Source organism: Brevibacterium casei CIP 102111 (assembly GCF_900169275.1).
In the GTDB taxonomy this organism is placed as follows: domain Bacteria; phylum Actinomycetota; class Actinomycetes; order Actinomycetales; family Brevibacteriaceae; genus Brevibacterium; species Brevibacterium casei.
Genome location: NZ_FXZC01000004.1, coordinates 175,552 through 201,761 on the forward strand (window position 1 = coordinate 175,552; position 26,210 = coordinate 201,761).

Here is a 26,210-nt window from a genome sequence, read left to right on the forward strand (position 1 = left end):
GCCTCAGTGCGACACGGTCTCCCGGCGGCGGGCGTCCGCTCTCCGAGTCCGGAGGTTCCGGACCACCGCTCCGATGAGCGGGTAGGCGAGTGCGAAGAGTGCGGCCAGGGTGAGGATGAGCGAAAGCGGCTGCTGGAACATGATGAAGAGGTTCCCGTTGCCCAGCGCCGAGGTCTGCACGAGGTACTTCTCGAGCAGCGGACCGAGGACGAGTCCGAGGACGAACGGGGCGGCCGGGAAGTCGAAGCGCTTCATGAAGAAGCCGAGGAGCCCGGAGAAGAACACCACCCAGAGGGTGAACATGTTGTTGCCCAGGGCGAAGGCGCCGACGAAGCTCATCATGAGCACAATCGGGTAGAGGAAGACGTAGGGGATCCGCAGGATCTGCGCGAACACCGGTGCCAGCGGCAGGTTGAGCACGAGCAGGATGAGGTTGCCGAAGAAGAAGCTCACGAGCAGACCCCAGACGATGTCGGGCTCCTGCTGGAAGAGCAGCGGTCCCGGCTGCAGTCCGAAGATGACGAAGGCACCGAGGAGGACGGCCGTCGTCCCGCTGCCGGGGATGCCGAGCGCGAGCGTCGGGATGAAGCTCGCGTTCGCGGCCGCGTTGTTCGCCGCCTCGGGTGCGGCGACCGCCTCCGGCGCGCCCTTGCCGATGAGGTGCTTGAACCGGCTCACCTGCTTCTCGACACCGTAGGCGAGGAACGTCGCGAGCGTCGCCCCGGCACCGGGCAGGACCCCGACGGTGAAGCCGAGACCGGTCCCGCGCACCGTCGACGGTGCCGCACGTCGCAGCTCCTCCTTCGTCACGAGCAGATCCCGGAAACGGGCGCGGATGGGCTTCTCCCCGCCTCGGCGGATCTGGTGGAGGACCTCACCGACGGCGAAGATGCCGATCATCACCGCGACGAAGTCGAGCCCCGAGAGGAGGTTGACGCTGCCGAAGGTGAAGCGGGCCGTGGAGAAGCCGGAGGCGACCCCGACCATCGACACGAGGAGCCCGGCGGCGGCCATGGTGATGCCGCGGAGGATGTTCTCCCCGGCGAACGAGACGATCGTCGCCATCCCGAGGAGGATGATCGCGAGGTTCTCGGCGGGGCCGAAGTTGAGTGCGAACCGTGCGATCGGCTGGGCCAAGGCGATGAGGGCGATGAGTGAGACGATGGCGGCGAAGAACGACGCGAGGGCGGAGATCGCGAGCGCCGCGCCGGCTCTGCCCTTCCGCGCCATCTGATAGCCGTCGATGGTGAGCACCACACTCGAGGAGTCCCCGGGTGTGGAGATGAGGATCGAGCTGATCGAGGACCCGTACTGGGATCCGTAGTAGATGCCGGCGAGCATGATGAGCGCGGTGACGGGATCGAAGGCGAGGGTGACCGGCAGGAGGATCGCGACACCCGTCGTCGATCCCAGCCCCGGCAGCAGGCCGATGACGGTGCCGAGCAGGACGCCGACGAAGCACCAGAGCAGGTTCTCGGGGGTGACTGCGGTCTCCAGCCCGATCATGAGGTTGTCGAACATGGGAACTCCTCAGACGAGGCCGAGCATCCCGGTCGGCAGGGGGACCGAGAGGACGAGGCCGAAGACGATGTAGACGAAGACTGCCGCACCGATCGTCGCCAGGGCGGAGACCCACCACTTCTGCTTCTCCACGACGAGGAGGAGGAAGAGGATGGCCCCCGAGAGCGCGATGATGAGCCCGAGGACGGGCACGAGCGCGAGCGCAATGCCGAAGGTGAGGAAGATGACGAAGGGCGCGCGGTTGCGCTGCCTCTCCGTGCGGCCGAAGGTGTCTACGGCCTCCCCGTCGGCGGAGACGGCATCGGAGGCGGCGTCGATCGACTCCGCGGCGGTGGCCTCGATGTCCTCGACCGCTGACATGATCCGTCCGCCCGAGGTGCCGACACTGGCGAAGAAGAGACGGAAGATCTCCGCCACCGAGGCGAGGAAGATGAACCCACCGGTGAGGAAGGGAAGCATGCCCGGACCGACCTGGCCGCCCTCGACGGTGAGCCCGTACCCGAGCCCCATGATCGCGGCCACCGCGCCGACGATGCCGAGGATCGCCGTGCCGATGACGTCGGAGACCTCGGGTCGGTTCCGCGGAGGGGTCCGCTCCGCCACCGTGCTCATCGGACGCCCACCTCCGCGGGGGCCGCACTCTCCGGTGCGGCGGTCCTCGCCCGCTCCGCCGCGCGGTGGGCGGACATGCGCACCGCGAGATCGAAGGCATGGCTGCTCGGGCTCAGCTCCGCCGTGCGCGTGCCGACGATCCCGTGCGCGGTGCCGTGGGCGGGGGTGGCGATGGGGATCGGGATGCCGCCGTGGACCGTGACGCCCTGGTCGAAGCCGAGCAGCTTCATCGCGATCTGCCCCTGATCGTGGTACATCGTCACGACACCGTCGAAGTCGCCGCCGGCGGCCCGGGAGAAGAGAGTGTCACAGGGGAAGGGGCCTGCGACGTCGATCCCGCGGGAGCGGGCGAGGGCGATCGCCGGGGCGATGTCGTCGATCTCCTCGCGCCCGAACTTCCCGCCCTCACCCGCGTGCGGGTTGAGCGCGCACACCGCCAGTCGCGGGGTCGGCGTCCTCGTCTCCCGGACGACGCGGTCGAGGAGCTCGATCGTCTCGAGCACCCTGCCGGCGCGGATGCCCGCAGCGACCTCGGAGATCGGAATGTGCGAGGTCACCCGGGCGGTGACGAGCGCATCGATGAAATTGAGCTCGGAGGTGAAGCCCCGGTAGCCGAGCCGCTCGGCGAACCACCGCAGCTCGTCCTCCTGAGTCATGCCCGCCTGCGACATCGCCCCTTTGTTGAGGGGGAAGAAGAGGACTCCGTCGGCGTCCTCGGCCGCGCACAGGTCGAGCGCGGCGCCGAGGTCGATCAGCGCCCGCCTGCCCGCGTCGGCACTCACCTCGCCGACGGGGATGGCGGGACCGTCGTAGGCGGTGCCGACGAACTCGATCTCCTCGAGGTCGGGCAGGTCGACGCCGGCGGTGTCGGCGAACGAGCGCAGCTCGTCCGGCGTCGCGGTGACGGTGAGGTCGGCGCGCGCCCGATTGCCCTCGTCAACGAGGATGCGGGCGAGGAGTTCGGGGCCGACCCCGGAGAGGTCGCCGGGGACGAGGACGATGCGCGGCTTGGGCGTCGAGGCGGTCACTTTCCGATCGCCTCCCGCAGCTCCTTGTCGTTCTCGGCGAGGTACTTCGAGAAGTCGTCGCCGTAGGCCGTGTTCGGCTGCATCATGTTGTCCTCGATGTACTTCGTGTAGGCATCGGTCTCGGCGAACGCCTTCGCCTGGTCGATCCAGTACTGCTTCGCCTCGTCGGGGATGTTGCCGGGTGCGATGACGCCGCGGAACTGGGCGAAGGCGACATCGATGCCCTGTTCCTTCGCGGTCGGGATGTCCTTGAGCTCGGGGTACTCGTAGCGTTCCTCCGAGGCGGCGCACAGGGGCTTGAGATCGCCCGATTCGAGCTGACCGAGGACCTCACCCGGGTTGACCGAGATCGCCTCGACCTGTCCGCCGAGGGCTGCGGTGATGACCTCGGACCCCGATTCGAAGGGCACGCGATCGAACTTCGCCCCCGTGGCCTTCTCCATGAGCGTGAAGGTGATGTTGTCGAGTCCCGTCGCTCCGGAGATCGCGACGACGGTGCGCTCCTTCTTCGCCTTCTCGACGAGGTCGGAGCAGGTATTGAGCGGCGAATCGGCCTTGGCGACGATGAGCGTGTAGTCGTCGCCGAGCTTCATGATCGGGGTGAAGCTCTCATACGTGAATTCGACGTCCTGGGTCGCCGGCAGGGCGAGCATCGCCGTCTCGGTGGCGAGCAGGTAGTTCGGATCGCCGCTGCGGCCGAGGAACTCGGAGTAGCCGACGGCCCCGGAGCCGCCTTCGATGTTCTGCACGGTGATCGTCTTGCCGGTCGTCTCCTCGAGTCCGGAGGCCGTCGCGCGGCCCGCGATGTCGCTGCCGCCGCCGGCGGCGAAGGGGACGATCATGGTGACGTTGCCCTTGGGTTCGAAGCCGCCGTCGGACGAGGCGGTCGACCCCTGCCCGCAGGCGCTCAGCCCGAGGGCGAGGACGCCGGCTGCGGCCGTGGCGGTGAGCAGTCTCTTCAGGTGCATTTCCATCTCCTTTGACAGAAGTGTGAGGTGGTGTCGGTGTGGGACGCGGGGGTCCGCGGCGGTCACGTCGCCGGGGGCAGGGCGGAGCGCACCTCCTCGAGCCAGCGGTCCGATTCGGGCGTGGCCCCGTCGAGGCGGTCGACGACGTCGACGAGGAACGAGAGGTTCCCGTGGTCGTCGAACTCCGCTTCGATGGCCTCGGGGTCGCCGGTGAGGATGACGTCGAGCATCCGGGCGTGGCGCGCGACGTTGCCGTCGAGGTCCTCGATCTCCCGCCGGGCCTGGTTGTTCAGTGCCATGCACATCTGCAGCTGCATCGCCATCGCCCGGTACGTCGATTCGATGCGGCCGTGACCGGCCAGCCCGACCACGGCGAAGTGGAATTCGAACCCGGCGGAGACCATGTCCCCTTCGGTCCCGGACTCGGCGATCCTCTCCATCTCCCGCAGGGCGGCCCGGCATCGTTCGACCCGCTCGGGGGCGAGGTCGGGCAGGGCCAGACGCAGCGCCATCCGTTCGAGATCGCGGCGCAGAGTGGCGATCTCGAAGACGTCGTGCTGGGTGATCGACATGATCCTCACCCCCTTGCGCGGGATGTGCTCGACGAGACCGGTGTGCGCGAGCTCCTTGAGCGCCTCGCGCAGAGGGGGACGGGAGATCCCGAGCTCTGCGCACAGGCGCTCCTCGACGAGCCGCTCGCCGGGGAGATAGTCGCCGGCGAGGATCGTGCGCTCGAGAGCGTGCCTCGCCTGCATCGCGAGACTCGGCTGAGCCGGGAGGAGAGTGGACACTTTTCGATAGATCCTCTTTTGTATACAGTAGTGTGAAGACTGTAACCCGCATCACACTGCAATTTCAATGGGTCGGCTCGGTCTGTCGTCGAAGATCGACGACGTCGAGTGAGCTGTTCCTAGAGGATCGATGAAGATCAGAGGAGTTCTCATGAGCGCAGACACACCTCCCGACGAGTCCGCGGGACCGCGCGCGCCGGGCGCTCTCAGCGGCGTCACGGTGCTCGAACTCGGCGTGTTCATGGCCGGACCGTTCGCGACGATGCAGCTCGCCGACCTCGGCGCCCGGGTGATCAAGATCGAGAATCCCGATGGCGGCGACCAGACGCGCAGCACCGGGCCGTACGTCGACGGCGAGAGCGTGCCCCATATGCTCCTCAATCGGAACAAGGAGTCCGTCACCCTCGACCTCAAGGACTCGATCGGCAGGGAGGCGTTCATGCGCCTGGCTGAGACCGCCGACGTCGTCGTCGAGAACATGAGGCCCGGCGTCATGGCCCGTCTGGGAACCTCGTACGAGAGCGTGCGCGAGCGCAATCCCGGGATCATCTACGCCTCAGCCTCCGGGTGGGGCCAGGACGGTCCTCTCGCGGATCTCGCGGGACTCGACATCATGGCGCAGGCGCGCAGCGGGCTGATGAGCATCACCGGCTTCCCCGATTCGCCCCCGGCCAAGGTCGGGGTCCCGATCTGCGACCTCACCTCGGCGCTCTACGTCGCTCTCGCCGTCACCGCCGCCCTCGTCGAACGGGACCGTTCGGGGCAGGGGCAGTACATCGACGTCTCCCTCTTCGAGAGCGGCGTCTCCTACGCCGTGTGGGAGGCGGCCGCCTACTTCACCGAGGGCAGGGTCGGACGTCCGAACGGATCCGCTCACCAGAATCAGGCCCCCTACCAGGCCGTGCACTCCGCCGACGGGTTCGTCACGGTCGGGGCGAACACGCCGCGCAACTGGGAGCGGTTCTGTCGGGCGCTCGGACTCGACGACCTCCTCGAGGACCCGCGGTTCACCCGGTCCTATGACCGGCTCACGCACAGGGAGGCGCTCATCGCCCTCATCGAGGACAAGACCGGGCAGCTGACGACCGACGAGGTCGTCGGACTGCTCAACGAGGCCGGAGTCCCGTGCGCACCGATCAGCGACTACGGGGAGGTCTTCACCGACGACCATCTCCTCGCGCGCGACTTCTACTGGGACTCCGCGCACCCGGTCGCCGGCACGGTCCGGCAGATCGGCTCACCGATGCGGATGTCGCGCACGCCGGCGCGACGCGGCCCGGCCGGGCCCTCGCTCGGCGCCGACAACGCAGTGCTCGACGACCTCGGGTTCACCGCGGAGGAACTCGCCGCACTCAAAGGGCGCTGAGATGCACCTCGGCGGAAGGACGGCAGCGGAATGATCACGCACGGCGGCGGCACGATCACGGACACCTGCAGGATGATGGGGAGAGCGACGATGAGCGAAGGAGCACGACCATGAGCGACGAGCACGCAGCAGTCGGGACGGAGGACCTCCTCGTCGAGCGGGACGACGGCGTCCTCACCGTGACCTTCAACCGGCCCGAGGCGAGGAATGCGATGACCTGGGAGATGTACCAGGGCCTCGCCGAGGCGTGCGACGCCGTCGATGCCGACCTCGCGGTGCGCGTCATGGTCCTCCGCGGGGCGGGCGGACGAGCCTTCGTCGCCGGCACCGACATCGCCCAGTTCACCGAGTTCGACGGCCCCGCCGGCGTCGCCTACGAACGCCGGATCTCCGAGGTGCTCGCCCGTCTCCGGGCGGTCGACGTCCCCGTCATCGCGGCCATCGACGGGTACTGCGTGGGCGGGGGTCTGGGGATCGCCGCGTGCGCAGACCTGCGTCTGGCCTCCCCGGGGTCGCGCTTCGGCGTGCCGATCGCGCGGACGCTCGGCAACTGCCTGTCGGGGGACACCCTCGGTCTCCTCATCGCCCTCCTCGGACGCGGCCGCGTCGTCGACATGCTCCTGCGCGCCCGCTTCATCGACGCCGACGAAGCCCTCACCGCGGGCTTCCTCGGCACCGTCACCGACGACGTCGACGCGACGGCGGCGGAGTGGGCGGCGACACTCAAGGGCCATGCCCCGCTGACGATGTGGTCGGTCAAGGAGATCGTGCGACGGCTCTCCGACCTCGGCGGGGGCATCGACGATGCCGATGTCGTCGAGCGGATCTACGGGTCGGAGGACTTCCACGAGGCGGTGCGGGCATTCATCGCCAAGGAGGACTACGAGTGGACGGGACGCTGATCCCGCTCACGCATCGTAGGTGCGGATGACCTGGGAGTCGTCACGGCGGGCGAGCCCGAGTTCGGCTGCGGCGGCGAACCGCTGCGCGGCGACGGGGAGCAGGGCGAGGTCGATGTCGAGGTCGGCGGCCAGATCGGCGACGAGGGTGGTGTCCTTGACGAAGATTCCCACAGCGCTCGCCACCGGGGCGTCGAGTCCGGCGAGCATGCGCGGCCCCCGGTCGGCGAGCATCCACGACTGTCCGGCGCCTGCGGTCATCGCCGCGAGCACGGACTCCTCGTCGAGGCCGAGCCGTCCGGCTAAGGACAGGGCCTCGGCGGCGGCGACGATGTGGACCGAGCAGAGCAGCTGGTTGACCGCCTTGTACGCCTGGCCGTCGCCGAGGCGCTCACCGCAGTCGATGATCGTCCCGAGGGCCTGAAGCACGGGCCGGCGGGAGTCGAGGACCTCGGACGGACCGGAGGCGAGCATGCGCAGAGTCCCTGCCTGCACGCCGGCGATGCCGCCGGTGACGGGGACGTCGAGGGTGCTGATCCCGCGCTCCGCCGCACGTGCTCCGGCCGCTCTCACCGCTTCGGGGCCGACCGTGCTCATGACGATGAGCACCGCTCCGGGCGCCATGAGGTCGAGGAGCCCGGGAACGCCCGCATCGGGGTCCCCGTTGAGGGCGGCGTCGAGCTGCTCGCCGGTGGCGACCATGACGATGACCGTGCCCGCGGACGCCGCGGACCGGGGTTCCGCCTCGGTGGGCAGGCCGGCCGCAGCCGCGCGCCCCCGCGGTTCGGGGAACAGGTCGACGCCCGTGACCGCGGCTCCGGAGGCGTGGAGGCGCAGCGCCATCGGCAGCCCGATCGCGCCGAGCCCGAGGAAGGTGATCTGGTCGGTCATCGATCCTCCTGCGGATCAGTGGAAGTAGAGTCCGCCGTTGATGCTCAGCGTCTGCCCGGTGATGTGGCCGGCACCTTCGCTGATGAGGAAGGCGACGGTGGCGGAGACGTCCTCGGGGACGGAGATCCGGCCCAGCGGCGTCGCCGATCCCATCGCCTCGCGTCTCTCGTCGTCGAGCGGCCCGCCCATGATGTCGGTGTCGACGGGGCCCGGGGAGATCGAGTTCGCGGTCACCCCGAAGGGGCCGAGTTCGAGGGCGACACCGCGCATGAGGCCGACGATGCCGGCCTTGGCGGCCGCGTACGCGGTCTTCGAGTACGTTCCGCCGCCCTTCTGCGCCGTGACCGAGGAGAGACCGACGATGCGCCCCACTCCGTTGGCGGCCATGATCCGCCCGAACGCCTGCGTGACGAGGTGGGTGGCGGTGAGATTGTTCGCGATGACCCGGGTCCACTCCGCCTCGGAGATCTCGAAGTACGTCACCGAGGAGGAGACGCCGGCGAAGTTCGCGAGCGCGACGATCTGCGGAAGTCCCGACTCGAAGGCGGCTGCCGCCTCGGCGATGGCCGTGGAGTCGGTGACGTCGACGCCCGCACCGAGGGCCTGGATCCCGTGGGTGGCGGTGAGTTCCTCGGCGAGAGTGTGGGCCTCATCTGCGCGGCGGGCGATGAGTCCGAGGTTCCAGCCGTGCTCGGCGAGCCGGTGCGCGGTGTGCCGACCGATGCCGTGGGCGCTGCCGACCCCGGTGAGCACGGCGGTGCGCGAGTCGGGGAACGCGGGGCCGGGTGTCGTCGGTGCGCTCATGCTGCGGAGTCCTTCCGGGGCGAGGGGCCCTGGAGCAGCCCGAGGAGATACGTGCGGTTCTCCGCGCACACGCCGAGGCTGTCGCCGCCGTACTGCTCCATGAGGAACGGGCCGGAGAACCCGAGATCAAGGGCGCGGGCGACCATCGCGCGGTAGTCGATGAGGCCGTCGCGCAGGGTCGTCGGGTGGGTCGTCACCCACGAGCCGTCGCCGGCTTCGTCGCGCTGGTAGTTCTTCATATGCCAGTAGTTCGCGAAGGGCAGGGTGGCCTCGTGCATCTCCCGCCAGTCCTCGATCGGGCGGTGGAGGCGGATGAGGTTGCCGATGTCGGGGTTGAGCCCGACCGTGTCGAGCCCGATCTCCTCGATGAGGCGCACGGCGGAGTCGGCGGTGCCGAGGTAGGTGTCCTCGTACATCTCCAACGACATCGGCAGACCCACCTCGGCGGCATGGCGTCCGAGCTCCCGGAGGCGGCGGACGGCGAGCGCCCGGACCTCGGGGTCCGGTGGATCCTGCCAGCCCGGGGCGGTCCAGAACCACAGGGCCCGGCGCTGCGCCTCGGTGAAGGGCTGGTGGAGCCCGGTGGAGAAGACCCGGCAGCCGAGTTCGGCGGCGGCGTCGATGGTGCGGTGGGCGTAGTCGAGGTTGTCCTCGCCGTGGTCGGGGTCGATGACCGAGCGCCGTTGGACGTGGACGGCGGAGAAGTCGATCCCCGCCGAGGCGGCCGCCCGGGCGAGCTCGGACCGACCGTCCGCGGTGAGGTCGGCCGGCCGGATGTGGCTGTCGGCGATCTCGAGGGCGGTGAAGCCGAGGCCCGCCACGGTTGCGAGCATGTCCGACCACTCCTCGGGGCCTGCCTCGTGGAGGGCGGTGCCGTCACGGTCGACGGTAGGGAAGCCGTGCATGCAGCAGGCGATCATCGGCTCGGTGGGGATCATGGGTCCTCGCAGTTCACGATCAGGTGGTCGGTGGCTGGGGGTCTTCGACGAGGGCGCGGTGGGCGACCATGCGGACGTGGTGGCGCATCGCCGCCTCGGGGGCGGTCGGATCCGGGGAGGCGAAGGCCTCGAGGATGGCCCGGTGCTCGCTCACCGCTTCGTCGACGTCGGTGATGCCGTGGGGCAGGGCCTGCCGGAGGCGGTGGACCTGCGCGCCGAGGTCGTCGGACATCCGGACCAGGTAGCGGTTGTCGCAGTGGTCGAAGATGACGCCGTGGAAGGCGCGGTCGCGCGCGTAGTAGTCCTGGGCGGCGGCGACGAGCCGGTGCTGGGCCTCCTCGTCGTCGGCCGCTGCGCTCTCCGCGGCCGCCGTCGCCTCCCGGACGCGGGCACCGGCCCGCTCGTGTTCGGCGTGGGCGGCTCGCAGGTCCTCGAGGAAGGCGTCGTCGGCGGGGGTGGCGAGGCGCGTGGCGGTGGTCTCGAGGGTCTCCCGGGCGACGAAGAGCTCTTCGAGCTGCCCGCGGTCGAGTGGGGGAGCGACCCGGTAGCCGCGCAGCGCCTCCCTGACGACCAGGCCCGTGCGTTCGAGGTCGACGAGGGCTTCGCGGACCGGGGTCGGGGAGACGTCGAGGCGACGCGCGAGACCGTCGATGGACACGCGTTCGCCGGGAGAGATCTCGCCGGTGAGGAGGATCTCGAGGATGTGGTCGTAGACGAGGTCGCGCAGACCTCGCCGTTCGATGTCGGGGCGGGGGACGGCGGGGAGCGAATTCATGGTGACAGCTTAATGACGTCGGCGACCTCATCGAGGATCTCCCGCACGGAATCGGTCTCGTGGGCGAACCGGCCGAGGAAGAGTCCGTCGACGGCGGGGCCGAGCCGGGTGAGGAGTCCCGGGCGGGCGCTGCCGCCGTAGATGAGGCGGAAGTCGAGGGCGGGGAAGTGGGTGCGGGTGCGTGAGCGCACGAGCCTGCACACCTCGGTGATGTGCTCGGGGTCGGCGGGAGCAGGTGCCCCGATCGCCCACACCGGTTCGTAGGCGAGGACGACGGACATCGGGCGGGGAAGCTCAGCGCTCGCCGGGGGCAGGGCGGAGCGGATCTGGACCATCACCTCGGCGGCGGCCTGCTCGGGGGAGACCGAGGATTCTTCGCCGACGCAGAGGACGGGGACGAGTCCGTGGCGCAGCGCCGTGGCGGTCTTGGCGCTGACGACGTCGTCGGTCTCGTGGAAGTGCCGACGGCGCTCCGCGTGCCCGACCTCGGCGAACCGGCAGCCGAGTTCGGCGAGCACCGAGGCCGAGACCTCACCCGTCCACGCCCCGGAGTCGGCCGCGGCGACGTCCTGGGCACCGATGAGCAGGGGGCCGCCGAGCGCGACGCATTCGGGGATCGAGGGGAACTGGGGGAGGAGGAAGAGTCCGGCGGCGCCCGAGGTCACGGCGGGATGCGTGCGGCCGAGCTCGCTCACCTCGGCGGCCCACTCCAGGGTCCGGGCGTGCGAGAAGTACATCTTCAGGCTCGTCCCGATGATCCGGTCGGGCAGCGTCGCAGCGGTGGAGTCGCCTGCGGGGCCGGTGAGCGCTCCTGCGGCGCGGGTGGCAGCGGTGGTCGCGGCGGCCATCGCTCAGCGGGACTCGTATTCGCTGATCTGGGCGACCTTGTCGTTCGAGGCGCTCGTCGGGTCGAAGGTGTAGCCGAGCCATTCGCGGGCGAGCCGGCGGGCGAGTTCGAGGCCGATGACGCGTTGGCCCATGCAGAGGACCTGGGCGTCGTTGGAGAGGACGGAGCGTTCGACGCTGAAGGAGTCGTGCGCCGTGGCCGCCCGGATGCCCTTGACCTTGTTCGCCGAGATCGCCACCCCGAGGCCGGTGCCGCAGATGAGGATCGCCCTGTCCGCGTCGCCGCGGGCGACGATCTCAGCGGCGGTCGTCGCGATCGACGGGTAGAAGGTGTGGGAGTCGGCGTCGACGCCGACGTCGGTGACCGAGGAGATCCGCTCGTCGGCGGCGAGGTCGGCCTTGATGGCCTCCTTGTAGTCGAAGCCGGCGTCGTCGGATCCGATGACGAGTCGCAGTGTCATGATCGGGCTGCCTTCCGTTCGCGGTGTGAGGGTGGGGTGGGAGCCGGTTCGAGACCGGTGCGGGCGGTGAGTTCGTCTGCCACCGCCGAGGCGATGCGGGCGAGCGAGATCGCGCCGGGGTCGGGGGTGCCCACGCTCTTCTCGCCATGTGCCCGGGCGCGACCGCGGCGGGCGGCGAGGTCGGCGGTGCCCTCGGCCCCGCGTGTCGCCGCTTCGGCGGCGCGCTCCGCCGCGGAGGCACAGACCGTGAGCGCTCCCTCGTCGGGGTCGGTGGCGTCGCCGACGGCACGGGTGAACTCCGCGGCGAGCGGGGCGAGGGCGTCGAGGAGGGTCTTGTCGCCGACGTCGACGCCTCCGAAGGCCCGCACCTCGGCGACGGTGGCCTCGAGTGCCCGGGAGATGTCGGATGGAGTCGGGGCATCGGGGCCGTCGAAGCCGGTGGCGAGGCTTGCGAGGATGCGCCCCCAGATCGCGCCGGACGTGCCGCCGCCGACGTCGGCCCAGGCCTCCCCGGCGGTGCGGAGGATCACCGCCGGTCCCTGGTCGTGGGAGCTCGCCGAGGCGGCTTCGAGGGCCGCCGCCTGCGAGCCCCGCTGCATCCCGATCCCGTGGTCGCCGTCGCCGGCGATGCTGTCGAGGCGGCCGAGCTCCGCAGCGGATTCGTCGAGGAGGGCGGCGATGGCCGCGAGGACGGAGGCGACCTCGCGTCCGAGTCGACGCGAGGTCTCCGAGGCGGGACGGGCGACGGCGGGACCAGCCGCGTCGGGACTGGTCCCGCCGTGCGCCGCCTCCTGGGGATGCGCCTCGGGGGAGACGGTCTCCGGAAGTGGGGCGGGCACCTGGTCGCCGACGACCGTGCCGCGGGAGAAGGCAGGCGTCGAACAGGGGGCGGTCCAGAGGGTTACGAGTTCGTCGTCGAGCCAGAGCAGGGTGAGGGAGAGGCCGGCCATGTCGAAGCTCGTGCAGAACTCGCCGACCTCAGGAGTGACGACCTCAAGGCCGGCCTCGCGCAGCAACGGGTCGATGAGTCCGTAGAGGAGGTAGAGCTCTTCGTACTTCACCGCCCCGAGGCCGTTGAGGATCGGGACCACGCGACCCGGCGCTTCGGGTGCTTCGGCGAGGAGGCGGGAGACGAGGAGGTCGGCGAGCTCGGCGGCGGTCGGGAGTGCGACCTCGTCGATGCCGGGTTCACCGTGGATGCCCAACCCGATGGCCATGCGGCCCTCGGGGACGGTGAAGAGGGGTGCGTCGGCTCCGGGCAGGGTGCAGCCGGAGAAGGCGACGCCGATCGACCGGGTGCGGTCGTTCGCGGCGGCGGCGAGGCGTTCGACCTCGGGCAGGTCCGCGCCGGCTTCGGCGGCCGCGCCGGCGATCTTGAAGACCGTGAGGTCCCCGGCGATGCCGCGGCGCTTCTCGATCTCGGAGTCGGGTGCGCTGAAGATGTCGTCGGTGACGACGACAGTGCGCACGTCGATGCCCTCGTCGCGCAGCCGGCGTGCCGCCTGATCGAAGTTGAGGACGTCTCCGGCGTAGTTGCCGTAGCTGAAGAGGACGCCGCGACCCTGGTCGCAGGCCTTGGCGATCGAGACGATCTGCTTCGTCGACGGTGAGGCGAAGACGTTGCCCATCGCCGCTCCGTGGGCGAGGCCCGGGCCGACGAGGCCGGAGAAGGCCGGGTAGTGGCCGCTGCCGCCGCCGATGACGACGGACACGGTCGGTTCCGCCGATCGCGTCGCACGCACGACGCCGCCGGGTGCCGAGCGGATCCACCGTGAGGATGCCAGTGCGAATCCGCGCGTCATCTCCGCGACGAAGTCATTCGGGTCATTGAACAATCGGGTCACGCAGTTCCCCCTCGAACCAGTTCCTATTTCCAATATCCTATAGGATCACAAATCGAGCGCAACCCCTCGGCGATCCCGGTGCGGGGATCGGTCGCGACGGCAGGTTGGAATCCGGACTCATCGCCGCTGGACACGCGGTCAGGGGCCCTCGATTCGGCGTTCAAGTGAGGTTGCCGCAGGTTGCGGAAACGGCCGAAAGCAGCCTTCCGATCATGTGACAATAGTGGGCGTGAAACCGGAGATGCGGGGCCGACGGGCCCGACGCGGCGCTGCTGCCGCCGTCTTCGCGACCTTTCTTGCGCTCACCTCCCACATCCTCGGTGGCGGGTCGATGCCCACCCTCATGGGCATCGCCGTTCCACTCGCCCTGTCCACCCTCGTCTGCGTATTGTTGGCCGGCCGCAAGCTCTCCCTGCCGCGGCTGTCCGTCTCGGTGGGGATCAGCCAGACCCTCTTCCACTCCCTCTTCTCCGTCTTCACGCCCACGCACACGATGACCGGCCCGATGACGGCGCTCGACCGCCAGGCGATGCAGCATGCCGGGATGGGCCACGACCCCGGCTCGGCGATGGCGTCGATGCCGTCGATGGGCGGGTCCGGGGCGATGATGCACTCGCATGCGTCGCCGCAGATGATGCTCATGCACGTCATCGCCGGGATCGTCACGATCGCGGTCATCTACTGGGCTGAGGCGCTGCCGGCGCGACTGAGCGAATTCGCCCGCCGCGTCATCGACGCCATCGTCCCCGTCCTCGTGACGATCCGGCCGCTCCCGGAGCGCCCGCGCCTCACCGTCGCGATCACCGTCCTCGCGCCCCACGCGCTCACGATCCTCCGCTCTCCTGTGCTCCGGCGCGGGCCCCCGCACCCGGCTTTCTGACCCACTTCATCTTCACCAGCTCGGCTGAGACTCCACCGACGCTGCGGCTCGACCGCGCCCTCGTCCGCCGAGCGCGCCGTCAGCGCGCCCGAACGCGCCTGCGGCCGACACCACGACACAGAAAGCCTGATCATGACCTCACCGTCATCATCCCTGCCCGAACGCTCGGGCGCCGACGCCGACGCGTCGGCACAGTCGTCTTCCGACTCCGTCCCGGCGCGCCGGATCCTCGTCCGCGACCAGCCCGCGCAAGCGGCGGCGAAGCGATCCGGGTGGTTCTCGGCGCTGCTGCGCCGACTCCACTTCTACGCCGGCATCTTCATCGGTCCCTTCATCTTCACCGCGGCGGTGACCGGTGCGCTCTACGCGCTCAGCCCGCAGCTCGAGAAGCTCATCTACGCTGACGAGCTCTACGCGAACTCGACGGGGCCCGCCCTGCCTCTGGCCGACCAGGTCGCAGCGGCCGAGGCCTTCACCGGGGGAACCGAGACCCTCAAGGCCGTGCTCCCGGCTCCTGAGCCGGGCGCGACGACCCGGGTGCTCTACGACGATCCCACCCTCGGGGAGAACGAGTCCCGTGCGATCTTCATCGACCCCGCCACCGCCGAGGTGCAGGGTGACCTCACGTCGTTCAGCTCCGAAGGTGCGCTTCCGCTGCGGAAGTGGATCGACCAGCTCCACATCAACCTCAACCTCGGCGCACCCGGCGAGTTCTACAGCGAACTCGCCGCCTCATGGCTCGGCGTCGTCGTCGTGGTGGGCCTGATCCTCTGGTTCATGCGGGCGAAGACGACGAAGAAGCTCTCGACGATGCTGCGCCCGAGCAACAAGCGCAAGGGTCTGCGCCGCACCTTCTCCTGGCACGCCTCGGTGGGCGTGTGGGCCGCGATCGGCATGCTCTTCCTCTCCGCGACCGGCATCACCTGGTCGCAGCTGGCCGGTGCGAACGTCGACAAGGTCCGCGAAGCCCTCGGGTGGGGGTCACCGTCGCTGTCGCGGGAACTCGACTCCTCTGCCGCAGAGAGCGGCGGTTCCGGTGGCGGTCACGAAGGCCACGGTGCCTCCGGGGACTCTGCGGCAGCACCTGCCGCGAAGCCGGCACCGGAGGACTTCGACATGATCCTCGGGATGGCGCAGAAGGTCAACGTCAACACGAGCATCGTCGAGATCAACCCGCCCACCGATGCGAACACCGCGTGGAGGGTCCGCGAGCTTCAGCGCAGCGTCCCCTCGGAGGTCGACTCCGTGGCGATCGACCCCAACACGATGGAGATCGTCGACCGCCTCGACTTCGAGGACTACAGCATCCCGGCGAAGCTCACCCACTGGGGGATCTTCTTCCACATGGGCATGCTCTTCGGCCTCGCCAACCAGATCGGCCTCTTCGTCCTCGCTGTCGGCATCGCCGCGATGGTCGTCTGGGGTTACGTCATGTGGTGGCAGCGCCGACCCAAGCACGATCCCTCGCGCCGCTTCGGCGTCGCCCCCGCCAGAGGAGCGATCGCCCGCGCCCCGTGGTGGGGCATCGCGTCGGTCGTCGTCGTCGGTGCAGCAGTGGCCTGGTTCCTCCCGCTCGTCGGGCTCAGTCTCGTCGTCTTCCTCGCCGTCGACGTCCTCCTCGGCCTGCGGGCCCGACGGAAGGCGCGCGCAGCCGCGGCGGACTCCGAGTCTGAGCGCGTCAGGGCATAGCACCGCGGTCAGATCGCACTGAAACGGACGGCCGCCTCGGCGAGGGATCGAGTTCCCCGCCGAGGCGGCCGTGCGTGTGCGGGCCGAATGGGTTAGGCGCTTCTGGTCGCGGATTCCCGGTGAATGAGACGTCGGGTCATCGCACTGCCGCCGGGCTGGAACCGCACGGAAACGGACGGGAAAGCAGCGCCTCGGCGCGGGATAGGATGAGAACCTCAGTCGTGCGGTGCCCATGGGCACCGCACGAACAGCCCGGGATGGGGAAGCTGCGGGGATGCATCCGGGCGCACTCCGAGGGGAGATGCCAGTGTTGCCGCGAAACGGGTCCGTGGGAACTCTGGACAGTTCCATTGAACAATGAAATTGTTGTCAGGGCAACAAAAGTCGGGAAGAGTTCACTTGCCAGGTCATCGCAGACTCTGGGGCGTACTCCTCGTCGCATCAGCCTTCACCGTCATCTCAGGAGGAGTCGCCATGGTCCCCGCACCCCGCCGATCCCGACTTTCGTGCGGCCTCGTCGCCGTAGGACGGGGAGGCGACCGATGAACGAGACCACACCGGTGAGCAGCATCCTCAAGCGGATCGCGCCCATCCAGCTCGCGACCTGGCGACTGATGATGGAGAAGCACCAGGACTTCATGCAGCAGTTCGAGATCGGGTTCCGCGACCGCCACAACCTCACCCTCAATGAGTTCGACACCCTGATCAACACCCCGCCGGACGAGCAGATCCGCCACCGCGACCTCCTGCGTTCGATGGTGCTCAGCCGCAGTGCGCTCAGCCGTCTGCTGCGCCGGCTCGAGGCCCGCAGGCTCGTCATCCAGAGCCCCGACCCCGAGGATCAGCGCGGGGTCCTCGTCGAACTCACCGAGGCGGGCCGGAAGCTGCGCGAGGAATCGGCGCAGACGAACGCGGAGATCATCTTCACCGGCTTCTCCGGTCTCACCGCCTCCGAGGCCGACGAGCTGTTCTCCCTCGTGAGCAAGATCAGGCCGATCCAGCCGTCCGATCACATCGCCGAGGCGGCCGAAGGGAACTGAGCCCCATCGTCCGTGCGGGGTCGGGCAGTGCTCAGGCCCTTCTCGGCGGGGGAGTCGTCAGACCGGGGCGGACCCGGTCGCGTCGAACGGGTAGGTGCCGTCCCCGAGGTCCGGATCCGGCAGCTTCCCCTCGGGGTCGGCCAGACCCACCGTGAGTCCGTCGAGGCTGAGCCTGCGCATCCCCTCGAGGACCATCCGACGGCCGACGTCGGTGAAGCCGTCGACGCGGGAGACGTCGATGACGACGGTGCCGGTGCTCGGCGCATCCTGCTCGAGTGAGTGGAGGATCGATTCGGCGCTGCTGAAGTTGATCGCCCCCTGGAGGTCGACGATCGTCGCCTCGCCGTCGGTGCGGACGTCGCGGACCGCCCGTGTGCCCGTCGGTTCGGTCTCCATGAGGTGGAATCCCATGTCCTTCGACATCCGGCGGAAGAGCTTGATCCCGCGCACGCTGTTGCCGTGCTCGTCAAGGCGCGGGGAGAGGGAGCCGATGCCGATCTGGCCCGGCAGGGCGCCGAGGAGGCCGCCGGCGACACCGCTCTTGGCGGGGATGCCGACCTCGGTGAACCACGTGCCCGCCGAATCGTACATCCCGGCCGCAGCCATCGCCGACAGGGTCTGTCGGGCCGCGCCGGGGGCGATGACCCGCTCACCCGTGATCGGGTGGGTGCCTCCGCCGGCGAGCGTCGCCGACATCGTCGCGATGTCGCCCACGGTGACGAGGATCGAACACTGCGCGGTGTAGCCGTCGACGATCTCATGCGGGTCGTCGTCGAGGATGCCATAGCTGCGGAGCATGTGCGCGATCGCGAGGTTGCGATCAGCGGTCTCGCGCTCGGAGCGGTAGACCTCCTCGTCGATGCTCAGCTGCCGCCCGGCCAGGGCGGAGAAGAACTCGAGGGCGCGCTCGACCCGCTCGTCTCGGGAGGCCCCGGCCCCGACGAGGAGACTGTGCGCGGTCAGGGCACCGGCGTTGATCATCGGGTTCTTCGGACGATACGTGCCCTCCTCGAGGGAGAGCATGTTGAAGGCCGCGCCGGAGGGTTCGACGCCGACGTGGGCGTCGACGACGTCGACACCGCGATCGGCGATCGCCGCGGCGTAGGCGAAGGGCTTCGACATCGACTGGATGGAGAACTCGACATCGCTGTCGCCGGCGGTGTACGTGCGGCCTTCGACGGTGGTCACGGCCACGGCGAAGCGGTCAGGGTCGGCGGCGGCGAGGGCGGGAATGTAGTCGGCCACTGCGCCGTTGTCCTCAGAGCGAAGTGCTTCGAGGATCTCTTCGAGGTAGTCGGGGATGGGCGTTCGCATCGGTCTCCCTCTCGTCGGGTGGGGCGCGGGGCCGCCCCCTGGACGCAACCATACAACTATGGAATGGTTGAACGAGCAACGACTCGGATCGCATTCGGCGCAGACAACCCCACCTGTCGCCGCGGTTCGGTGAGAGAGGTAGGCCGCCATGAGCAATGCTGAGACCCTTCCCGACCAGATGGTGTGCCGATCCGGTGGTCTGCCGGGCCCCGAATGCGACCAGCGCGGTCGGGCCCCCGTCGAGATCATCACCGCCCGCGACGTGCCGCTGGGCGGACCGCGGGCGATGACCGTCCACAGGACTCTGCCGCAGCGCCAGCGCTCCCTCATCGGACCGTGGTGCTTCGTCGACCACTACGGCCCCGATGACGTCTCCGGCTCCGGCGGCATGGATGTCGCCCCGCACCCGCACACGGGACTGCAGACGGTGAGCTGGCTCTTCGACGGTGCCATCCAGCACATCGACTCCGGCGGCAACGCCGGCCTCGTCCTCCCCGGCGAGGTCAACCTCATGACCGCAGGTCGCGGGATCTGCCACTCCGAGGTCTCGACCGACGACACCACGACCCTGCACGGAGTCCAGCTGTGGCTGGCCCTGCCCGAAATCTCCCGACACCAGCCTGAACGCGAATTCGAGCACTATGCGCCGCAGGCGCAGAGCTTCGACGGAGGCGAGTTCCTCGTCTTCCTCGGCGACCTGTGGGGACAGTCCTCACCCGTGACGACGCATACTCCGCTGCTCGGAGCCGAGTTCCGACTCGACCCGGGTGCGAGCATCGACCTGCCCGTCAACCCCGACTTCGAACACGGTGTGCTCGTCGACGCCGGCGAGGTCGCCGTCGAGAACGTGCCGGTGCCGCGGGCCGGGATCGGCTACACGGGGACCGGGCTGACGGAGATGCGGATCGCCAACCTCGGCGAGGATCCGGCACGGATCGTCCTCCTCGGCGGGGAGCCCTTCACCGAGGAGATCGTCATGTGGTGGAACTTCGTCGGACGCTCCCATGAGGAGATCGTCGAGTACCGGCGCGAATGGGAGTCCGGCAGTGACAGGTTCGGCGTCGTCGAGGGCTACGTCGGACAGGGCGGCCCCGGCCGGAACGCCGAGGGGCTCGGGCGGCTGCCCGCGCCGACTCTGCCCGACGTGGAGATCCGGGCGCGGAGGAATCCGCCACCGCACGTCCAAGGCGGACCCGAGGAGGGCTCCACGACCGACACCGAAGCGTCGACCACCGCGTAGTATGACCCCACCTGCAGCATGGCTGCACCGAGAGATCCCCACCAGAGCAGAGAAGAAGGAGCACCAGCGATGAACGAGAACCTCACGGACTCCAAGGGCGAAGCTGTCACCGTCGAACTCGACGAGCCTGGCCTCGCCTACGTCATCAAGGTCGCCGACGGTGAGGTCGCCGGTCGCGCCCATTACCTCGTCGGTGAGAACGACGACAACGAACGGATCTTCTACCACACCGTCGTCGACGAGAAGTTCGGCGGCCGGGGGCTGTCGAAGGTCCTCGTCTCCGAAGCGCTCGCCGATGCGCGGGAGAAGGGCGAGACCGTCGTGGCGATCTGCCCGCTCTTCGTCAAGAGGCTGCGGGAGTCCGGCGACGACTACATCGCCGAGGGCGGGAAGTTCCGCAACCCCACTTCGGAGGACTTCGTCTACGTCGAACAGAACGCGTGAGTCCGGGTCGGACCCGAGGGAGTCGGACCCGGGAGAGCAGAGCATGAACGCGAACAGGCCCTTCATCGACAAGTCGCATCCCGAGGTCTACAAGGCCGCCGTCAGTGCCGCGAGCGCGACTCGCAAGGCGGCCGTGGCCGCCGGCATCGACGTCGGCCTCATCGAGCTCATCAACACCCGCGTCTCGCAGATCAACGGCTGCCATACGTGCCTGAGCATCCATGTGCCTGCGGCACGGAAGGCAGGGGTCGAGCAGCTCAAGCTCGACGTGCTCGCCGCGTGGCGGGAGTCGCACATCTTCGATGACCGGGAGCGCGCGGCGCTGCTCATCGCCGAATCGCTGACGAACCTCGACGTGCCCGTCGATCGTGATGAGATCGCCGCCGAGGCGGCCAGGCACCTCTCGACGGAGCAGATCGCGGCCGTCGAATGGATCGCGACGATGATCAACGCGTTCAACCGCATCTCGATCGCGAGCAACCACCCGACGGTGGGAGCGAAGAAGGCCGCCGAGCTCGCGGAGTGAGGGTGCGCGTTGCCGCGGGCGGCGAAGCGGATGCCGGCGGCGGTGCGGGTCCGGCGGTGCTGGTGCGGGTCCGGCGGTGCTGGTTCCGACTCCGGCGGGGTCTCAGTTGATGATTTCTGTGCCCTCGTCGCGGATCGCTGCGATCCGCTCCCGCCACATCCGCAGGTCCGCGGGGCTCAGCCGCTTCCAGTCGGTGACTTCGCGGATGATGCGCAGCGGTGAGGTGCTCCGGTAGGAGCGGGCGGGGTTGCCGGGGAACTTCTTGTCGGTGACGTTCGGGTCGTTCTCGAACGGACCGGTGGGCTCGACCTCGTAGACGTGGGGTGCGCCCTCGAGCGCGGCGATCTCGGCGGCGAGGCCGGCACCGTCGGGCAGGGCGGTGAAGTAGATGTGGTTCATGATGATCTCGGGCCGGTAGTTCGACGCGAACCCGGGTCGCAACAGGTCTCCGGGTGTGAGGGCGGCCTTCGTGCCGTGGAAGAACGGTCCCTCGTCGAGTGGCGTGGCCATGCCACCAATATACTGACCTGACGATCCGCCCGTTCACGCGAAGGAGCCTGGACCCACTCATGACCTCGGAGACGACACACCAGCGGTCAGGACCGACCACCTCGGCGCCGGGGACCTTCTCCGGACGGCTGAGGCTCATCGGTCCGGGCATCGTCCTCGCGCTTGCGAGCGTCGGGGCCTCGGACATGATCACGACGATGAACTCGGGGGCCGAGTACGGTCTCGCGCTCATCTGGGTGTTCACGGTCGGGATCCTGCTCAAGTTCGTCCTCTCGGATGCGGTCTCGCGGCTGCAGATGAGCGGGGATCGGTCGCTGCTCTCCCACCTCACGCGATTCGGGGGTCGGCTGTTCCCGGCGCTCCTCCTCGTCGCCGAACTCCTGGTCGGGCTGTTCTTCGGGGCCGGGGTCGTCGCGGTGACGGCGAACATCCTCCAGGCGATCTTCCCCGTCCTCCCGTTCTGGCCGACGGCGGTCGTCGTGCTGCTCTCGGCGGCGATCCTCGTCGGGATCGGACGCTACGGGATCGTCGAGAAGGCGATGATGGGCTTCGGCATCATCATGTTCGTCGGGATCATCGCGCTCGCGATCTCCGCGTTCCAGGGTCAGGAGGCGCAGGACGTCGCCGCGGCGACGATCGTCCCGGTGTTCCCGCAGGGGTCGATGATCACGGTGATGTCGCTCATCGGCGGGGTCGGGGGAGCGACGGGGATCCTCGCGTACTCGTTCTGGATCCGTGAGAAGTCGTGGCGCAGTGCCGACTGGAAGCCCGTCGTCAGGCTCGATCTACTCATCAGCTACGGGCTCGTGTTCGTCTTCGCGGTGGCGATGAGCGCGGTGGGCGGGTTCATCCTCTACGGGCAGGGCTTCACGATCGCCGACAACGATGCGCTCTTCGCGATCGCGAACAGCCTCGTGGCCTCGATCGGTGAGGTCGGGCGTCTGATCTTCCTTTTGTCGTTCCTCGCAGTCGTCTACACGAGTGTGCTCGGCGGTTTCTCCGGGATCGCCTACGTCACTGCCGACGCGATCCGGGTGCTGCGCCGCTACCCGCATCAGGACGAGGAGCGGTTCGAGATGTCAGCGAAGTCCGTTGAGTTCCGCGTGGTCCTCGTCTACCTCAGCGTCGCGGCCCTGGTGATCATGGGGTTGGGCAAGCCGGTCACCCTCGTCCTCGTCTACGCCGCGATCAGCGCGTTCATCCTCCCCGTGCTCGCGCTCGCCCTCCTCGTCATCCTCAACCGCTCATCGGTGCCCGAGTCGCTGCGCAACAGCTGGTGGTCGAATGTGCTGCTGGCCGTGTGCCTGGGCCTCTTCGGGTTCCTCGCGGTGCTCCAGGTCATCGAGTCCGTGTCGGGGCTCGTGGGGTAGGGAGTGCGGGGCTCTAGGGCCTCGGTGCCACGGTGCGTCGGTGCGTCGGGGCCACGGTGCCGTGGTCAGGCTTTGCGTCCGACGACGATGGTCTGCGGGGAGATGTCGTCCGCGTCCCAGTAGAAGAGCACACGTTGGCGGCCGATCCGATAGGTGTCGAAGATCGTGTTCTGCCTGGTCGGCGTCGTTCCCTCGGGTTCGCCGAGGTGGTCGAGCACGGTTTCCCGGGTGAAGGGGTCGACGCCTGTGATGAGCTCCCCGATCCGCCGGTAGACGGCTGTGGCGTCGCCGGTGGGGTTGCGGAAGTTGAACTGGATGAACTTCACCTTGGCGTTGGGCGGGAGGACGACGTTGACGGCGCTCAGCTGTGAGCCGTCGATCCTGTTCCTGTCGTAGTCGCGCCAGCCGTCATCGCGCTCATGGACTTCGATCGGTCAGTCGACGAACCGGAGGACGGCGAGGACCTTCTCGTCATCGATGGGCTTTCCCACTGCGGCCACCGCTCGCGTGAGGTCGCCGGTGATCTTGCGCTTGTTCTGGGTGTTCATCGTCGGCGGCGCCGAGGCGGGGGCAGACGCAGCCTCGAGCACAGCGGTGATGCGCGCCGCCTCTTTCGCACCTGACGCCTTGAGAGCGGAGAACTCCGAGACGGCCTCTGCACGCGCAGCCTCGTCGGCTTGGTCCTGGTTCCGGGTGAACCGGGCGGCCTCAGGGGAGTCGCCGGCCGGGGTGAGGCGTGCGTGGGTGATGCGATGGTCGTTGAGGAGGGCCAGTGCCCGTTCGCTGACGAGGAGGTCGGAACCCTGGCGGGCGAAGTCGGTGGTTTCCTGTTCTTCTGTGGTCGTGCTCGGCTCGGGGTCGGGGATGAGGCGTTCCCAGCGGTCGGGGAAATCGGCGCTGCTCTCTGAGACGAACTCGGATGACTTCGTGATGACGGGGTCGGCACGGAGCTCGAATCCGGTGAGGCCGGAGGCGCGCAGAGCGTCGGCGAGCGTACCCAAGACAACGAAGTCAGGGTTGACGCTGACGAGGTCGTCACCGAGCCAGCCGGCGAACTCGCACCTCAGGGGATCGGTCTGGGTGCTCGCCCCGCCGGAGTCTACAGTCCATTGGGCACCCGGGCCGACAGCGCCGGTGGCCTCAGGAGACAGGGTGTGGCGGGTCATCGGTGGCTCCTAGGGTCGTCACGGTCGATGACCTTAGTATGGCGTGGATTCAAAGGTGCCTACGCTGACTACTGAGAACGACTGTTTAAGCCAACGATATTAGGCGCTCCTGAACTCGGCGAACTTGTGTTCGAGAAGTTCCGGGAGCGGACGATCGCGCCTGTTGCGGGGGATGCACATAAGGTCGTGGCCATGTAGATCTTGCAAGCCGTGTCGGAGCATCGGTCCATCGACTTCTCGGAGGATGTCACTCCGGATTTCAATCACGTAGTCGGGTCTGACTCCAAGGAAGTTGCTATCGAATGCCGCATGATGAATTTTGCACATTGCGAGACCATTGACCACAGAAGCGATACCCTTCTCCTCCCGGTCAGCAACGATGTGCGCTGCATCAAGAAGTGAAGGATGTGCTAGCGAACAAACGGCGCATCGGTTCTCGTAAGCCGCTAACACGCTAGCGCGAAAGGCCGGCTGGTGAACTCGTGCTTTCGTCTGCCGTATGACATAGCGCTTGAGTGCTCCCTCGACCGTTGACGACTCGAGCGCTCGGATGGAATCAAAGTCATCGACCGGGGCCAGATAGAAGCATTTCGCTTTTCGATCTTCGTCTACGACGAGCATGGGCGCGATCGGAAGATAAAGTGGAGGTTTTCCACCCATGCCGAGAAACCAAATGACTGGCTGTCCCAGTTCCATGGCAGTGCGCACGCCCACATTCTCAGGATGGTACGGGTCGTCGCCCCGCCACATGTATGTGGGGATGCCGTCATCAGAAAAGTCGTCGTCGTAAGGCGGCTTCTCGCCCTCTCGGGTGAACTTAGTTGTAACGGCCAACGCCCCTTGAAAACCCTTGGGCTTCCAAATTCCCTGGTAAGGGGCTTGCAGGCGAAATTGTTCGCCGTGGAATGTGAAGTCGAGGATTTATTCTCGTGTTAGAGGCGCGCGTCCACCATCTGAACGGGCTTGCAGCCATTCAATGGCCGCCATCCGTAGACCGGGCGGCTCTGTCATGAGTTTGCCCTATCGAATCGAGAACCGGTTGTAAGTGAACCGAGGGCCTGCAGTTCTTTAATTGCGTCCTTGTCGGCATTCGCCCAATCGAGGCTGGAGAGTTCATCGACGGAACACCAACGTAGGGAATCATGGTCTGAACTAGCCACGGGGAGACGCGTGGCGCGAACCCAGTAACAGGCGAGCTCAATCGATTGGTCTGAACCATTACTTGTCGAGCGGGATACTAGGTCCCCGACCACCACATTGTTGAGACCTAGTTCCTCTGAAAGTTCTCGGGCGAGCGCCACTTGGTCGGTTTCGCCAGCTTCAACTTTTCCGCCGGGAAACTCCCATTTACCGCCGGCGGCTTTATCTTGGTTCCTGCGGCAGGCGAGAACTCGGTCCCCATGACTGATCACGGCGGCTACTACTCGCAACGCGTTGGGCATAGCCTCAGCCTACGTGACGAAACAGCAAGATGTATGGTCTGGGTTTGAAGTTGGTGAATCTTTCTCAAGCACCAAGGCGGACGAGCCGCAGTCCACCGGCAGGATAAGGTGCAATGAAGATTCAGCTAGGGGACAAAGCATCTTCAAAGTCGGTAAGTTCAAACGGATAAAGATCTTTCGGCGCGCCACAGTTGCAAGCCCGGCGAATGCTTGGATGGTACTGTGAGCATGGTGCGGGATACAGATGTACGGCGGGGTCTCAGGGTCGCCATCGAGTCAAGGATTGGCGACGGTAGGCACCTCCTTGTGCCAGAGGTAGACATTCGATGGACCGTTCCGGCTCGAGCAGACGCACTTCTAATAGGAGAGCGCATCTGTGGGTTCGAGATCAAGTCCGATGTGGACTCGCTCGCGAGACTTCCGCGGCAGGTTGAAGCCTATGGGCAAGTTGTCGAGCGTGCCTACCTTGTAGTGGGCGAGCGGCACTTGCTCAAAGCTTCGGAGATAGTACCTCCTTGGTGGCATATTTGGTCGGCGTCTTGGAGGGGAGAAGATGTCCAGGTCCGAGAGACTCGCCGTGGGCGTCTCAACCCAGCAGTCAATCCTGTGGCAGTCACCTCATTTCTTTCACGCGCTCAACTGACGTCTCGTTTGTCCCAGTTGGGTGAAACAGGGCTCTCATCAAAAACTGTTGATGAGCTGCGGCTGTTACTTGTGGGGCGACTAGGCAAAAGGCGCACAATCAGTTTCGCTAGGGAGGGCATGCTCGATCGGGTTGACTGGCAAAGGCGCTCAATCGTAAATTGACTGGTATGTATTGCCATTACTTTGCAATTTGGTGCGGT

Annotated in this window: 28 protein-coding genes; 10 read left to right on the plus strand and 18 right to left on the minus strand. The window is 67.9% G+C overall.

The window, feature by feature from the left end:
• Positions 1-3 precede the first annotated feature (3 nt).
• The 5 genes from BC102111_RS10665 to BC102111_RS10685 form a co-directional block, all read right to left on the minus strand.
• Positions 4-1,521: a tripartite tricarboxylate transporter permease gene (locus BC102111_RS10665; protein WP_095375216.1), complete on the minus strand. Its 1,518-nt coding sequence runs from the start codon at positions 1,519-1,521 to the stop codon at positions 4-6.
• Positions 1,522-1,530: 9 nt separating this feature from the next.
• Entirely contained in the window at positions 1,531-2,133 is a 603-nt protein-coding gene (locus tag BC102111_RS10670; RefSeq protein ID WP_101624295.1) for a tripartite tricarboxylate transporter TctB family protein, read from the minus strand.
• Positions 2,130-3,161 carry a 4-hydroxythreonine-4-phosphate dehydrogenase PdxA gene (locus BC102111_RS10675; protein WP_101624296.1) on the minus strand — a complete coding sequence of 344 codons (1,032 nt, stop codon included), beginning with the start codon at positions 3,159-3,161 and terminating at the stop codon, positions 2,130-2,132. The genes BC102111_RS10670 and BC102111_RS10675 overlap by 4 nt, the downstream gene beginning before the upstream one ends.
• Entirely contained in the window at positions 3,158-4,129 is a 972-nt protein-coding gene (locus BC102111_RS10680) for a tripartite tricarboxylate transporter substrate binding protein (RefSeq protein WP_063248693.1), read from the minus strand. Before BC102111_RS10680 ends, BC102111_RS10675 begins: the two co-directional genes overlap by 4 nt.
• Before the next feature lie 62 nt (positions 4,130-4,191).
• On the minus strand, positions 4,192-4,920 hold the full coding sequence (locus BC102111_RS10685; protein WP_101624297.1) for a GntR family transcriptional regulator: 729 nt from the start codon (positions 4,918-4,920) through the stop codon (positions 4,192-4,194).
• Between the two features lie 151 nt (positions 4,921-5,071).
• Between BC102111_RS10685 and BC102111_RS10690 the strand changes: the two genes are divergently transcribed.
• Positions 5,072-6,286 carry a CaiB/BaiF CoA transferase family protein gene (locus tag BC102111_RS10690; RefSeq protein WP_101624298.1) on the plus strand — a complete coding sequence of 405 codons (1,215 nt, stop codon included), beginning with the start codon at positions 5,072-5,074 and terminating at the stop codon, positions 6,284-6,286.
• A gap of 110 nt (positions 6,287-6,396) precedes the next feature.
• A complete protein-coding gene (locus tag BC102111_RS10695) occupies positions 6,397-7,188 on the plus strand; it encodes an enoyl-CoA hydratase/isomerase family protein (RefSeq protein ID WP_101624299.1) in 792 nt (263 codons plus the stop codon).
• 6 nt (positions 7,189-7,194) lie between these two features.
• Here the strand turns inward: BC102111_RS10695 and BC102111_RS10700 are convergent, their stop codons facing one another.
• The 7 genes from BC102111_RS10700 to BC102111_RS10730 are packed head-to-tail and all read right to left on the minus strand — an operon-like array spanning position 7,195 to position 13,744.
• Positions 7,195-8,076 (minus strand): NAD(P)-dependent oxidoreductase, encoded by an 882-nt coding sequence (locus BC102111_RS10700; protein WP_101624300.1) that lies wholly within the window; start codon positions 8,074-8,076, stop codon positions 7,195-7,197.
• A gap of 15 nt (positions 8,077-8,091) precedes the next feature.
• Positions 8,092-8,880: an SDR family NAD(P)-dependent oxidoreductase gene (locus BC102111_RS10705; protein ID WP_101624301.1), complete on the minus strand. Its 789-nt coding sequence runs from the start codon at positions 8,878-8,880 to the stop codon at positions 8,092-8,094.
• Positions 8,877-9,818: a sugar phosphate isomerase/epimerase family protein gene (locus tag BC102111_RS10710; protein ID WP_101624302.1), complete on the minus strand. Its 942-nt coding sequence runs from the start codon at positions 9,816-9,818 to the stop codon at positions 8,877-8,879. Before BC102111_RS10710 ends, BC102111_RS10705 begins: the two co-directional genes overlap by 4 nt.
• Positions 9,819-9,837: 19 nt before the next feature.
• Entirely contained in the window at positions 9,838-10,593 is a 756-nt protein-coding gene (locus tag BC102111_RS10715; RefSeq protein WP_009380093.1) for a GntR family transcriptional regulator, read from the minus strand.
• On the minus strand, positions 10,590-11,441 hold the full coding sequence (locus BC102111_RS10720; RefSeq protein WP_101624303.1) for a triose-phosphate isomerase family protein: 852 nt from the start codon (positions 11,439-11,441) through the stop codon (positions 10,590-10,592). The genes BC102111_RS10715 and BC102111_RS10720 overlap by 4 nt, the downstream gene beginning before the upstream one ends.
• Before the next feature lie 3 nt (positions 11,442-11,444).
• The gene (locus tag BC102111_RS10725; RefSeq protein ID WP_009380091.1) at positions 11,445-11,900 is read right to left on the minus strand and encodes a ribose-5-phosphate isomerase; all 456 of its coding nucleotides are present in this window, start codon (positions 11,898-11,900) and stop codon (positions 11,445-11,447) included.
• Entirely contained in the window at positions 11,897-13,744 is a 1,848-nt protein-coding gene (locus BC102111_RS10730; protein ID WP_232252540.1) for a dihydroxyacetone kinase family protein, read from the minus strand. Before BC102111_RS10730 ends, BC102111_RS10725 begins: the two co-directional genes overlap by 4 nt.
• Positions 13,745-13,973: 229 nt before the next feature.
• Here BC102111_RS10730 and BC102111_RS10735 point away from each other — a divergent pair, with 229 nt between their 5' ends.
• From BC102111_RS10735 to BC102111_RS17810, 3 genes are all read left to right on the plus strand, one after another.
• Positions 13,974-14,624: a hypothetical protein gene (locus tag BC102111_RS10735; RefSeq protein ID WP_232252541.1), complete on the plus strand. Its 651-nt coding sequence runs from the start codon at positions 13,974-13,976 to the stop codon at positions 14,622-14,624.
• A gap of 132 nt (positions 14,625-14,756) precedes the next feature.
• Positions 14,757-16,313: a PepSY-associated TM helix domain-containing protein gene (locus BC102111_RS10740; protein WP_101624306.1), complete on the plus strand. Its 1,557-nt coding sequence runs from the start codon at positions 14,757-14,759 to the stop codon at positions 16,311-16,313.
• Between the two features lie 542 nt (positions 16,314-16,855).
• Positions 16,856-17,353, plus strand: a complete 498-nt coding sequence (locus BC102111_RS17810) for a MarR family winged helix-turn-helix transcriptional regulator (RefSeq protein ID WP_180960621.1) — start codon at positions 16,856-16,858, stop codon at positions 17,351-17,353.
• Positions 17,354-17,410: 57 nt separating this feature from the next.
• On the opposite strand, the gene BC102111_RS10750 is transcribed toward BC102111_RS17810, so the two are convergent.
• Positions 17,411-18,667: a glutaminase gene (locus BC102111_RS10750; protein ID WP_101624308.1), complete on the minus strand. Its 1,257-nt coding sequence runs from the start codon at positions 18,665-18,667 to the stop codon at positions 17,411-17,413.
• 148 nt (positions 18,668-18,815) lie between these two features.
• Between BC102111_RS10750 and BC102111_RS10755 the strand changes: the two genes are divergently transcribed.
• The 3 genes from BC102111_RS10755 (at position 18,816) to BC102111_RS10765 (ending at position 20,877) form a co-directional block, all read left to right on the plus strand.
• The gene (locus BC102111_RS10755) at positions 18,816-19,907 is read left to right on the plus strand and encodes a pirin family protein (RefSeq protein ID WP_101624309.1); all 1,092 of its coding nucleotides are present in this window, start codon (positions 18,816-18,818) and stop codon (positions 19,905-19,907) included.
• Between the two features lie 69 nt (positions 19,908-19,976).
• A complete protein-coding gene (locus BC102111_RS10760; RefSeq protein WP_009380084.1) occupies positions 19,977-20,351 on the plus strand; it encodes a GNAT family N-acetyltransferase in 375 nt (124 codons plus the stop codon).
• 43 nt (positions 20,352-20,394) lie between these two features.
• Positions 20,395-20,877: a carboxymuconolactone decarboxylase family protein gene (locus BC102111_RS10765; RefSeq protein ID WP_101624310.1), complete on the plus strand. Its 483-nt coding sequence runs from the start codon at positions 20,395-20,397 to the stop codon at positions 20,875-20,877.
• 102 nt (positions 20,878-20,979) lie between these two features.
• On the opposite strand, the gene arr is transcribed toward BC102111_RS10765, so the two are convergent.
• Positions 20,980-21,387, minus strand: coding sequence for an NAD(+)--rifampin ADP-ribosyltransferase (arr, locus tag BC102111_RS10770; protein WP_101624311.1), 408 nt, complete (start codon positions 21,385-21,387; stop codon positions 20,980-20,982).
• Between the two features lie 59 nt (positions 21,388-21,446).
• On the opposite strand from arr, the gene BC102111_RS10775 reads away from it, so the two are divergent.
• On the plus strand, positions 21,447-22,757 hold the full coding sequence (locus tag BC102111_RS10775; protein WP_101624312.1) for an Nramp family divalent metal transporter: 1,311 nt from the start codon (positions 21,447-21,449) through the stop codon (positions 22,755-22,757).
• A gap of 65 nt (positions 22,758-22,822) precedes the next feature.
• On the opposite strand, the gene BC102111_RS10780 is transcribed toward BC102111_RS10775, so the two are convergent.
• From BC102111_RS10780 to BC102111_RS10795, 4 genes are all read right to left on the minus strand, one after another.
• Positions 22,823-23,083 (minus strand): hypothetical protein, encoded by a 261-nt coding sequence (locus tag BC102111_RS10780; RefSeq protein ID WP_101624313.1) that lies wholly within the window; start codon positions 23,081-23,083, stop codon positions 22,823-22,825.
• A gap of 108 nt (positions 23,084-23,191) precedes the next feature.
• Entirely contained in the window at positions 23,192-23,923 is a 732-nt protein-coding gene (locus BC102111_RS10785; protein WP_095375201.1) for a hypothetical protein, read from the minus strand.
• Positions 23,924-24,022: 99 nt separating this feature from the next.
• Positions 24,023-24,631, minus strand: a complete 609-nt coding sequence (locus BC102111_RS10790; RefSeq protein ID WP_232252542.1) for an HNH endonuclease — start codon at positions 24,629-24,631, stop codon at positions 24,023-24,025.
• Positions 24,632-24,930: 299 nt separating this feature from the next.
• Positions 24,931-25,365 carry a (deoxy)nucleoside triphosphate pyrophosphohydrolase gene (locus BC102111_RS10795; protein ID WP_095375200.1) on the minus strand — a complete coding sequence of 145 codons (435 nt, stop codon included), beginning with the start codon at positions 25,363-25,365 and terminating at the stop codon, positions 24,931-24,933.
• Positions 25,366-25,593: 228 nt separating this feature from the next.
• On the opposite strand from BC102111_RS10795, the gene BC102111_RS18205 reads away from it, so the two are divergent.
• Complete coding sequence (locus BC102111_RS18205) at positions 25,594-26,172, plus strand: sce7726 family protein (RefSeq protein WP_141236317.1); 579 nt, start codon at positions 25,594-25,596, stop codon at positions 26,170-26,172.
• The last annotated feature ends 38 nt before the right edge of the window (positions 26,173-26,210 follow it).